This is a genomic window from Marinitoga sp. 1135 (assembly GCF_013363245.1).
In the GTDB taxonomy this organism is placed as follows: domain Bacteria; phylum Thermotogota; class Thermotogae; order Petrotogales; family Petrotogaceae; genus Marinitoga; species Marinitoga piezophila.
This window is the reverse complement of record NZ_LBEZ01000018.1, coordinates 46558-58643: the sequence shown is the minus strand read 5'-3', so window position 1 is coordinate 58643 and position 12086 is coordinate 46558. Positions and strand designations below refer to the sequence as shown.

At 29.7% G+C, this 12086-nt stretch carries 11 protein-coding genes; 2 read left to right on the top strand and 9 right to left on the bottom strand.

Features of this window, described 5'->3' with window-relative positions:
• Positions 1-66: 66 nt before the first annotated feature.
• Positions 67-759, bottom strand: a complete 693-nt coding sequence (gene pgl / locus XO10_RS07800) for a 6-phosphogluconolactonase (protein ID WP_014297032.1) — start codon at positions 757-759, stop codon at positions 67-69.
• Positions 760-956: 197 nt separating this feature from the next.
• Between pgl and XO10_RS07795 the strand changes: the two genes are divergently transcribed.
• A complete protein-coding gene (locus tag XO10_RS07795; RefSeq protein WP_175418452.1) occupies positions 957-1526 on the top strand; it encodes a methionine synthase in 570 nt (189 codons plus the stop codon).
• A gap of 4 nt (positions 1527-1530) precedes the next feature.
• The gene (locus tag XO10_RS07790) at positions 1531-3879 is read left to right on the top strand and encodes a homocysteine S-methyltransferase family protein (protein WP_175421370.1); all 2349 of its coding nucleotides are present in this window, start codon (positions 1531-1533) and stop codon (positions 3877-3879) included.
• Between the two features lie 16 nt (positions 3880-3895).
• Here XO10_RS07790 and XO10_RS07785 read toward each other — a convergent pair whose 3' ends face one another.
• From XO10_RS07785 to XO10_RS07750, 8 genes are all read right to left on the bottom strand, one after another.
• Positions 3896-5863 carry a peptidylprolyl isomerase gene (locus tag XO10_RS07785; protein ID WP_014297029.1) on the bottom strand — a complete coding sequence of 656 codons (1968 nt, stop codon included), beginning with the start codon at positions 5861-5863 and terminating at the stop codon, positions 3896-3898.
• A gap of 83 nt (positions 5864-5946) precedes the next feature.
• Positions 5947-6921, bottom strand: a complete 975-nt coding sequence (locus tag XO10_RS07780) for a thiamine pyrophosphate-dependent enzyme (RefSeq protein WP_014297028.1) — start codon at positions 6919-6921, stop codon at positions 5947-5949.
• Positions 6922-6936: 15 nt separating this feature from the next.
• A complete protein-coding gene (porA, locus tag XO10_RS07775; RefSeq protein ID WP_014297027.1) occupies positions 6937-8106 on the bottom strand; it encodes a 2-ketoisovalerate ferredoxin oxidoreductase subunit alpha in 1170 nt (389 codons plus the stop codon).
• A gap of 15 nt (positions 8107-8121) precedes the next feature.
• The gene (locus XO10_RS07770) at positions 8122-8430 is read right to left on the bottom strand and encodes a 4Fe-4S binding protein (protein ID WP_014297026.1); all 309 of its coding nucleotides are present in this window, start codon (positions 8428-8430) and stop codon (positions 8122-8124) included.
• Positions 8423-8998: a 2-oxoacid:acceptor oxidoreductase family protein gene (locus XO10_RS07765; protein WP_014297025.1), complete on the bottom strand. Its 576-nt coding sequence runs from the start codon at positions 8996-8998 to the stop codon at positions 8423-8425. The genes XO10_RS07770 and XO10_RS07765 overlap by 8 nt, the downstream gene beginning before the upstream one ends.
• Before the next feature lie 24 nt (positions 8999-9022).
• Positions 9023-10609, bottom strand: coding sequence for a glycoside hydrolase family 57 protein (locus XO10_RS07760; RefSeq protein WP_014297024.1), 1587 nt, complete (start codon positions 10607-10609; stop codon positions 9023-9025).
• Positions 10606-11400 carry a DUF4912 domain-containing protein gene (locus tag XO10_RS07755; protein WP_175421369.1) on the bottom strand — a complete coding sequence of 265 codons (795 nt, stop codon included), beginning with the start codon at positions 11398-11400 and terminating at the stop codon, positions 10606-10608. Before XO10_RS07755 ends, XO10_RS07760 begins: the two co-directional genes overlap by 4 nt.
• 140 nt (positions 11401-11540) lie before the next feature.
• Complete coding sequence (locus XO10_RS07750; protein ID WP_148265163.1) at positions 11541-11996, bottom strand: ComF family protein; 456 nt, start codon at positions 11994-11996, stop codon at positions 11541-11543.
• Between the last annotated feature and the right edge of the window lie 90 nt (positions 11997-12086).

Here is a 12086-nt window from a genome sequence, read left to right as displayed (position 1 = left end):
CAATATACTGAGGTTAGATTGATATTTTGATAGAAAAATAATACACCTTCAAATCACTAATAAAGATTACTTAGATATAAAATATATCAAATTCTCACGTGGTTTTATATTTCCCACCGGATATTCTTTCCCTCTAAAAACTTCATTTAATACTTTTATTTTTTCTTTTCCAGAAATTAAAAAAACAACGTTTTTACTATTATTTATAGTATTATATGTAAAGGTTATTCTTGGAACTAATGGATTTGCATTTTTTGGTATAACATAATCAATATACTTATTATTTGAAATTTCAATATCTGGAAAAATTGAGGCAACATGTCCATCATTCCCCATTCCCAAAAGAATTAAATCAAATGAAACATCTTTATCTTTCTTCTCAAAAAATTTCAATATTTGGTTTTCATAATCTTCTACACATTTTTCAATAGGTTCGATTTCTGTTCTTATTCTAAAAATATTTTTTGGGGGAATATCTATTTTTGAAATCAACGTTTCAAAAGCCATTTTATAATTGCTATATTCATTTTCTTTATCCACATATCTTTCATCACCAAAAAATATATATACATCATTCCAGTTTATTTTTAAATTATATTCAGATGCCAGAATTTGATACAGTAATTTTGGAGTATTGCCCCCCGCTAAGACCAGAGAAAAATACCCCTGTTTTCTTATATAATAATCATAAAAGTTAAAAACAGTTTTTGCAGTTTCAAAACTCATTTCATTTATATTTTCGTATTCAAATATTCTCATTAAAACCTCCAAATCCTCTTCTAAGAGTAGTAATTACCTTATACTTCTATTAAATTATATCATATCATCTCAAAATAAATAAATAGTTTTTATATAACTCACAATACGTTATTTTATCTTTAAAAATATATATGCTATAATAAATAAAAACTTTAATACAAGCATTGATTTTATTATTTATTAGTAGAGGTGATACGATGAATTTTTCTGAAATAGAAGAATATATTCCACAAAAAAGCGAATACATGCCTTCAAAACAAATATATCTGGCGCGTGCTGGAAGTATATATAAAAAAATTATTGATGATGAAAATTTAAATAAAATTGCTACCGAAATATATCTTAAAGGTCTTGAACTTGCAAGTCCACAATTGTGGCATAATCTATATGAAATAAATAAAGTTCCCAAAGAAATAATTCCTTCAAAGTTCGTTGGTTCAAAAAAATTATCTATATTTCTTTCAACATTAGGTGAGAGAATTGATAAAGAAATTGAAAGCTTAATGGAAAGAAATAAAGTTCTTGAAGGAACGTTACTTGACGCATGGGCTTCTGAAGCTCTTGAAAAATTAAATAATACATTTGACCAAAAATTACGAACTAAATATGGAAAAGGTACTATGCGTTTTTCACCTGGATATGGGGATATCGATATTAGAGTAAATAAAATTATAGTTGAAATGCTAAATTTAACAGATAAAATTATGGTTCGTGAAAGTGGTATAATGATTCCAGGAAAAACAACAACCTGTTTAATAGGCTGGTGATAAGATGAATAGAAAAGAATTTTCTGAATTGTTAAATCAAAGAGTTCTTTTTTTAGATGGTGCTTATGGCACAGAATTTTTCAAAATGGGTATTAGAGGTAGAATGCCTATTGAATTGTTGAATATAACAAATCCAGATGCAGTATACACATTACAAAAAGCTTATGTAAATGCTGGTGTTGATTTTTTATTAACAAATACTTTTAGTGCAAATAGATTAAAAATGCAATCATTAAAGGTTAAAGAGAATATTAAAGATATTAATTTTCATGCTGTAAAAATAGCGAAAGATGCTGCTAAAAATTCTAACGTAAAAATTCTTGGAGATATATCCTCAACAGGAATATTATTAACTCCCCTCGGCGAATTATCATTTGATGAAGCATATGAGGTATTTAAGGAGCAGGGAGAAATTCTCTTAAACGCAGGTATTGACGGTTTTATAATAGAAACAATGTCTGATTTAAAAGAATTAAAAGCTGCATTTTTAGCATTAAGGGATCTGGATAATAATATTCCTATAATTGCACATCTTACATTTGAAGAAAATGGACGAACAGTAACAGGAACAAGTGTTGAAATATTTGCCACATTATTTAATGATCTTGATGTAGACGTTATAGGAATGAATTGTACTTTAACTCCTGAAGAAATGATTAAGGTATTTCAAACACTTTCAAAATACTCAAAAAAGCCCATAAGCGTTGAACCAAATGCTGGAAAACCTAAACTTCAGCCAGACGGAAGTGTAATTTACAATACAACACCTGAAAAATTTTCTGTATATATGGAAGATTTTGTTCATCTTGGTGCAAATATTATTGGCGGTTGTTGTGGCACAGGCCCAGAACATATCAAACTTATGAGAGAATTTATTGGCAAGACAAGAGTTAGAAAAAGAGAGACTATAAAAAAACAGTTTCTCTCAAGTAGAACTATATTAAGAGAAACAGAACCATTTCTTATAATAGGCGAAAGGATAAATGCTTCAGGAAAGAAAAATTTCCAAAATGCTATAAGGGAATATAATTTTGATAGAATGGTAAATCTTGCAACAGCTCAGGAAAAAGAAGGTTCACATGTATTAGATATAAATCTTGGTATTGAAAAATTGCTTGATAAAAAACATTTTGAAAAAAGTATAATAATTCTTGATAAAATAGGTTCAATTCCTTTATCTCTGGACATACAACAACCCGAATTTATGGAAGTTGCTTTAAAGGAGTATGTTGGAAGACCTTTAATAAATTCTTCAACTGTTGAGAAAGAAAAATTGGATACAGCTATAAGATGGTTAAAAAGATACGGCGGAATGCTGATTTTGCTTACAATGAAAAATAAAATACCAGAAACTGCTCAGGAAAGATTTGAAATTGCTATGAAAGGCATTAAATACCTTGAAGAAAATGGTATTTCAAAAGATAGAATCTTTGTTGATCCATTGGTATTGCCAGTTGGAGCAAAAAAAGATCCTTTTGTTACTCTTGAAACTATAAAATTACTTTCAGAAAAAGGTATTAAAACATCTATAGGATTATCAAACTTAAGTTTTGGACTTCCAAGCAGAGAAGGCATTAATGCTTCGTTTTTATCCCTTGCAATACACAATGGTCTTAGTGGAGCAATACTTAACTCAAAAGAAAGCAGCACCATGAATATTGTTTTTGGTTCATTGATATTGCATGGAATGGAAGTTTCAAGAGATACATCTACCTCAACAGGAGATGAATTAGCTGACTTAATATTAAAGAAAAAATCCAGGGAATTAAAGGAAAAGATTAATTTGTTGCTTAAAGATTATACCCCTCTTCAGGTGAGTCAAAACATTCTTGCCAAAACAATGGAATATATCGGTGAATTATATTCAAAAGGAGAAATTTATTTGCCACAATTAATTTTAGCTGCTGAAACGGTAACTCCTATTTTTGAATATCTAAATAATATGCTTAAAAAAGAAGAAAGTTCATCAAAGGGTACAATTCTTGTAGCTACTGTTGAAGGTGATGTTCATGATATTGGTAAAAAGATAGTAGCTACAGTATTAAAAAGCTCAGGATATGAAGTAATAGATATAGGAAAGGATATTCCAGGAAAGATTATTTTAGAAAAGGTAAAAGAATTAAAGCCAGATCTTTTAGGACTTTCTGCAATGATGACAACAACAGTTGGAAAAATAAAGGAGGTTAAAGATTTATTACTGGAAAATGGTGTTGAAATACCTATAATTGCTGGTGGGGCTTCTATGAACAAAGAACTTGCTTCAAAGTTCGGTGTATTTTATGCCAAAAATGCAAATGAAGCTTTAAAATATGCAAAAAGGTTTATAAATAATAAAAAAATCAGAGAGCTTTAGATGCTCTCTGATTTTCTTATTTATTAGTTGATGTTGCATTTTTCGTTGCTTCATATTCTTTTTCTGTTTCTTCAATCATTTTGTCTATTCCAGGATATTTTGGATCAAGTTTTTTGATTTCTTCCAGGTATCCCAATTTTGTGAATGGATCTGGACTAAATGTATCTGTGAAATCTAATAATGTTTCAAGTGCTTCTAATCTTGTATCTGTCGATGCTTTAGAGAATGCAACTCTATTTAAATTGAAACTAATTTCTCTAAGCTGCTGACCAAAATACTGGAACATTGAATTTGCATCTATATACTGTAAGTATTGTTTATACATGTTAAATTTATTTTCTGAATATTTTAAAGCAACTTCTGGATTTTGTGGTTCTTCTTTATAATAGAAATCAACTGTTTTTGTTGAGCTTGGATATTCTGCAAATAATTCATCTAATACTTTTATCCTTTTTGCTTTTAAATTATCTAATTCTTTTTGTAGTTCTACTTTTCCATTTGCTATTTCTTCATCAGTATAATCTTTTAATTCTGCCTTTAATTCAAGAAAATCTTTTGCATCTTCATATTTAAATCTTTCTTTTAATAATTTTGTATATTCTTCACCTGATACATTTTTCATTTTAGCTGTTAATTCTTCTATTTTCTTTGTAATTTCATCATGGCTGAGTTTTATTATTTCCGGATCAACTGAATCTTTTAAGGTTAAGTATTTTGTAAATTTATCCAACCTTGTTTCGTATATATCTTTTAATAATCCAGTTGCATAAACGTATATAGCCATTTCATTAACTGATACGTTTATTGCCAATTCACCTTTATCATCAAATACATAATTTTCCATCTCTGAAATAAATTCTTTTATTTTATTTTCATCTTTATCCTGTGAAAGTTTTGTATATTCATCATATAATTTTAAATCTTCCTCGAGATATGATAAAGCCAATTTTTCGCTTTCTTTATAGTTTTTCAACCATTCTATAAATTTATCGTTTTTAAGTGTTTTTTCTATTTCAGAATATATTTCTGGATATTTATCCATTATATCTTCTGGTTTATTAAAGATTTTTTTATCCTGTACTCTTATAATATGATATCCATAATTTGTTTTTACAGGTCCTACTAAATCTCCTACTGTTGCGTTAAATGATGCATCTTCAAATTCTTTTACCATTGCTCCATGTTTGAACCAACCTAATTCTCCGCCACTTGTTGCATTTGATGTGTCTTTTGAATATTTTGCTGCTGCATCTTCAAATGTAATTTCTTTGTCTTCTATCATTTTCTTAATCTTTAATGCTGTAGCTTCATCACTAACAAGAATATGTTGAGCTTTTACTTCTTCGTATTTCTTTTTTAAATCGTCAAAATTATCTTTTAGATATTTTAACCCTTCATCTTTTGAAACTGCTGATACATGATCTTTTACTTTATCGATAATTAACTGGATTCTATACATATTTTTATAGTTTGATTTAATTAAATTTCTAAGATTATCTTCACTTTTATAATAATCTAAATATTTCTTCCATGTATCCTCATTTTCTTTTAATTTTGCAATTTGATCATCTATATATTTGTTAAACGCTTTTTCAAGTTCTTTATCTGATGGTGTTAATCCATTTTGATCAGCATAATATTCTATTACCTTTATATCGAATAATTGTTTTACAGCATTGTAATTTAATGCTAATTCATCAAATACAGGATCAATTTTTTGACCATATGCCGCATATTGTTGTCTCATCTGTGAAACTTCATCACTTACTTCATTATTCATAATCCAATAAGGATAATCAAGTTCAGTTCCATCTTTTGTTAACACTGCTACAGCATTATCTTTAGATGGTTTAGCATTTGCTGCTGCATTCTGTTTTGATGCCCCCATATATGCTGCAACAGACCACCATACTATACCTGCTGTAAATAATACAACGATTATTATAACTATAACCTTTTCCCATTTGACAAACCAATCTCTCATCTAATAACCCCCTCTGTTACTGCATTTTTAGTGTTGTTATTATAGCCTAAAAACCGGGGGCAAGCCCCGGTTTTTAAGTTTTATTATCTTAAGTACATATCTTTTGTAACTTCTTCAAGTTTTAATAATCTTTCCCATCTTGTATCTACATATTTTTGCATTTCTGCGATCATATCCTGATATTCAGGATGTTGTAATGCTTTTCTAAATCTTCCAATTGATCTGATATATTCTTCAATTGGTTTGAAGTTTCTTGGTTTTCTTGTAATTTTATATACTCCTCTATCAATTTCGTATAATGGCCAGTATTTTGTTTCTACTGCTAATTTTGTAATTTTTGGACCATCACTTTCAGGAATTCTCCAGAATCTTACACATGGTGCCAATACTGCAATAAATGCTGGACCTTCGTGTTTTAAACCTTTTTCAACTTTTGCCATAAAATCAAATGGATCTGAAGTTGAAGCTGTTGCAGCATATACGTTTTCATGAGCACCAATTATTTCAACAATGTTTTTCTTAAATTGTACTTTACCGTTTTTAACTTTACCAACAGGTTCTGTTGTTGCGTCTGCACCTGGAGGTGTTGATCCTGATCTCTGGTTACCTGTGTTCATATAACCTTCATTATCATAAAGGATGTATAAGAAATCATGTCCTCTTTCAATTGCACCTGATAATGATTGAAGACCTATATCGTATGTTCCACCGTCTCCACCAAATGCTATAAACTTTATTGGTTTATCTGTCTTTAATCTTCCTCTGTTTTTTAATGATCTATATGCAGCTTCTGCACCAGAAATTGTTGCTGCTACATTTTCAAATGCGTTATGGATGTATGGAATATTCCATGATGTAAATGGATATATTGTTGATGAAACTTCTAAACATCCTGTAGCTGCACCTACTACTGGTTCATATCCTAAAGCTTTTGCTGTCATTGTTGCCCATTTTGCTACCATTGGTGCGTTACATCCTGGACATAATCTATGTCCCTGTGTAAATGGCCAATCTTCTTTATCTACCAAATTAATTAATTGCTTTAAATTTACAGGCACTATTATTCACCTCCATTATTCTTTTAAACCGAGATATCTTTCTTCGTTTGGATCAAGGTCGCCTTTCATTGCGTCTTCGAATGGAATGTGTAACATGTGTGGTGTTACATCTCTTCCACCTAAACCATATACATATGAACCTATCATTGGTTTTTCCTTTGCTTCATATAATGCTGATTTTATCAATGAATATAATGGTGCTTCTTTACCAAATGACATAGCTCTATCAAGTACCATAACTGCTTTTCTACCATCAAGAGCTTCTAAAATTTCTTTCTTTGGGAATGGTGTGAATACCCATGGTTTTACTAATCCAGCTTTTATTCCTTTTTCTCTTAATTCATCAACAACATATTTAGCTGTTGATGCAGCTGAATTCATAACAACCATTACGTATTCAGCATCTTCCATTCTATATAAATCTAAGAAGTCATATTTTCTTCCTGAAATCTTTTCATATTCTGCAAATACTTCAGGTAATGCTTTGTAAGCATTTTTTAAACCTTCTTGTTGTTGTCTATGATGTTCGAAATAGTAATCAAATAAGTCTAATGGCCCATGTGTAATTGGGTTATCAATATCTAATAATGGATATTTTGGTTCCCAAATTCCAACAAAGTCTCTTACAACTTCGTCATCTAAAATTTCTACACCTTCAACACCATGTGATGTAATGAAACCATCAAGGTTAACCATTGCAGGTGTTAATACTTCTTCTCTTTCTGCTAATTTTGTAGCAATAATTGTCATATCATATGCTTCCTGTGAATTTTCTGAGAATAACTGAATCCATCCAGCATCTCTTACAGCGTAAGCATCTGAATGATCTCCGTGTATATTAATAGGACCTGATAAAGCCCTGTTAACTATTGGCATTACAATTGGTAATCTCATTGATGCTGCTATATATACAATTTCAAACATTAATGCTAAACCGTTTGCTGCTGTTGCTGTCATTGTTCTTGCACCTGCTGCAGCTGAACCAACAACAGCACTCATTGCTGAGTGTTCTGATTCAACAGGTACCATTACTGTATCAACAGCTCCATCTGCAACAAATTGTGCAAAATATTCAACTATTGGAGTCTGTGGGGTTATTGGATATGCAGCTACAACATCTGGATTTATCTGTCTCATTGCATGAGCAACTGCAGCTGCACCAGTAATTGCTAATGTTTTAGGCATCTATATTCAACCTCCTTATTTTAAAAATTCCGTTTCAGGCTTCATTGTAATTGCATTTACAGGACATACTTCTGCACATGTTCCACAACCTTTACAATATGTGTAGTTGAAGCCTATCATTTCTGTTTTTCCATCTTCTTTTACTTTTCCATCTATTGCCATGTCTGGACAGTATAACCAACATTGCATACAATTTATACATGCATCTTTATCTACAATTGGTCTCATTACTCTCCATGTACCTGTATTGTATTCTCTTGCTGTTGCTGGTTTATCTATTACACCAGCAATTGGCATTTCTTTCCAGCTATCGTATTTAGGCATCGCCTTTCACCTCCTGATAACCGCGGTCAACAGCTCTTAAGTTTGCTTGAACTACTTCTTCGGAGAATTTCTTTTCAAATGTTTTTCTAACCTTTTCCTTTACAACTTCCATTGGAACAACATTTGTCAATTTAACAAGAGCTCCAATCATAACTGTATTTGGAATACCTCTTTTTATTTCTTCTAATGCTATATCTGTTGCTGGAATTGTATATATTTTTCCCTTGAATCCTGTTTTTTCTCTTACTTCTTCTGGTGACATAACTGTGTTAACCAACATAATCTTATCTTCACCGAGACCAGCTGTAATATCTGGCAATCCTAACATAGTATCATCGAATACAACAACAACATCTGGATTTTCAATACCGCTTCTTATTCTAATTGGAACATCAGCAATTCTGTTAAATGCTTTCATTGGTGCTCCTGATCTTTCTGCACCGTATTCTGGGAATGCTGTTGAGTATTTTCCTGCTTCTACTGCAGCTTCTGTTAAAAACTGAGAAGCACTTTTTGCACCCTGACCAGCTCTTCCATGCCATCTGATTTCAAAGTATTTTTCTGGCACTTTATGCCCTCCTTTCAAAATTGATCACATTATTTTACTATAATCAATGTTCTCAAAAATCTTATCTACCCACATATAATATTTTAACTTATTTTTTTCAATTTTTCCACTGTCAAGCATTTCATTAAGTTCAAAAAAACGTTTCACGTGTGTTTTGATTCTGTTAACGGCATATTCTACTGTCGTCCCTGAACTTATAATAAACGCCCAATCACTTGATTGCGTAAGCATTAGCTCTGTTATCATTTGTTGCAAAACACGTTTTTCCTGCTCTGTAAATTTATTGTTAATTTTCTTTTTCAAAACTTCAACCATTTCATATATTGCCGGATATATCCAATCATTATTGCCATTTATCCACTCTTCAAAATATCCGTTTATTCCCCACGTTGATTTTGAAGGTGAAAGCATTTGAATTTCTTCTATATCATTTAAAATTTCCATTGGCGTTTTTGCATTTAAGTTTTCTACTGCATCAAGATTTTCAAAAACTTTTTGTAAAAAAATAATTCCTTCATACCACCAATGCCCAAAAAAATCTGTATTAAATGCATAAACCATTGTTGGTTCTATTTCTGGATATTCGTTAGATAGCTTTTTTAACTGTTTTTTCCTTTTTTCAACGAAATCTTTTGCATGTTCTTTTACAACGCTATATGCTTCATCTATATCATATAATCCTTTTTCGAATAATTCTTTTTCCTTTCCTGTTATTTTATGATATTTTATTCCTGTGTTGCATCTTACTCCACTTTTATCAATATAATCTTTTATATACTCATATTCCCTATCAAATCCTATATCTCTATAAAATTCTCTATATCTTGGATCCGATGTATATCCATATTCCGGATCAAAAATCTCAAAATTATTTTCTTTATCTCTTCCAAATACAAATAATCCTTCATGTGTCATTATTGGATTATATACATTATACAGTGGATAACTTTCACCGTGTATCAGAGCTTCTCTTTCAAGTATTGTATATTCTATTCCAAATTCCTTTAATATTGCATCAAGTCCTTCATAATAAGCTAATTCAGGAAGCCAGAAACCTTTTGGATAATATCCAAATGCTTTTTTAAATGTTTCAAGACCATATTTTACCTGCATTTTAACTATATCAGGATATTCCTGATATATTGGAAGAACCGCATGAGTTGCTGCTGTGGTAATTAATTCGAGATAACCTTTTTCTGCATATTCTTTAAATGCTTCAAGAATATTTTTCTCATATTCTCTTTCAAATATAACAAGAATTTCTTTAAACCTATTTAGATAATAGTCTGCCATTTTATGTTTTTGTATCTCTTCATCTTTTGTTTTTATATATTCATTTTCTGCAAGTTTTATAATCTTTTTTAAATAACGAACATACTTTTCCTGTAAATCAATGCTACTCAACATTTCAATTAATGTAGGCGAAAAACTCATTGTTAATTTAAATTCTATTCCTCTATGTTCAAGCTTTTTAAACATCTGAATTAATGGCACATATGTTTCTGTTATAGCCTCAAAAAGCCATCTCTCTTCCATAAACTCTTCATAATCCGGATGTCTTACATATGGAAGATGTGAATGTAAAACAAATAATATATTTCCTTTTTTCATTTCTTTATCCCCCTATTTAAAGAATATAAGTTCCAGATAAATGATCCTCCACCTGATATAGGGGGTTTATCTCCCAATTGAGAAAATATCATATTTCCATTAGAGACTCCGGAAATTTTTTCAATTATATTAAATTCTTTTTTATGCTTTATTTTTCTTTTTTTACCAGTTTTTAAATTATACATATATACTGATTCTGAAAAATTTGGCTTATCAGATGGCATCTTCACTCTATTACTTCTAATTATCGCTATAAATTCTTTTTCCTGTGTAAAATACCCTAATTCTGCAATGTATTCTTTGTTAGGAACTGGTAAATAAAAATAGTAGTTTGTATATTCTTTTAAATCATTTGGATATTCATATGTTCTATGAGGTACATCTATATCCATTTCTATTCCTGTTATATCATAAAATCTCATTATAAGTTTTGTACTTTCAGAAATTTTATTTAATTTTTCTATTATTTCATTTGAAAATTCCCAAAATGCATGAACCCAATTTGCATTTACACTTGTAATAACAAGAATATTTTTATTTAATTTCTTCCCATATTTAAGTATAGAATTTCTATTAATTGACTTCGTTGTAAAACTGTTCATAACCGTTGGATCTGTAATTAATCCTTCTTCCTTCAATTGTAATAGCTTGTTTTTTATAACTTTTATAATATCTTTTTTTCTCATTGATCTTTTTAATTTAATGCCCATATTTTTGGCAATATTTCTTAACTCTTGAATGCTGGGCTCATCATTTTCAAGCAACATGGATAGTTTTTTGTCTATTATCATTTCTATGACCTCCGATAGAATTTTGTCATTTAAATTCTATCATATATTTTTTTTTAGCAAACAAGAGCATATTTAAAAATTTTTCTTATAACTATATTTAATTATTTGTAATAACCAGATTTTCAACATTATGAACAAATTCATTTCTTTACATTTTTGCAAAGAGTTATAACAGTAATTTTACCTTTTAGTATATTTAATACCTCTTCTATTGTAGCACCTGTCGTATAAACATCATCAATTAGTATATAATCTTTTTTTTCTAACTCACTGACCAATACGAATTTTCCTTTTATTTGCTTTTTTCTTTCTTCAATCGTATTAGCTTCTACCTGGGATTTATTATACCCTTTTTTTACTGAAATTGCATGATTTATTTTAAAGCCTGTATATTTAGAAAAATTCTTTGCAATTTCCTTTACAGGATTATATCCCCTTATTTTATAATGACGTTTTATTGACGGAATATATAATATTTCTGGTTCATTTGAAAAATCTATTTTAAAATATTTATATGTTTTTAATAGCATTTTTGAAAGAAAATCAGCATAATGTATTTTTTCACGAAATTTGAATTCCTGTACTATTCTTTTCATTGTTTCCTCATAAAACGAGGAATGGTATATAATTGTGTTATTTAATACTGTTATTGAAGGATCAAATAACTTTTCTTTGCATTCAATACA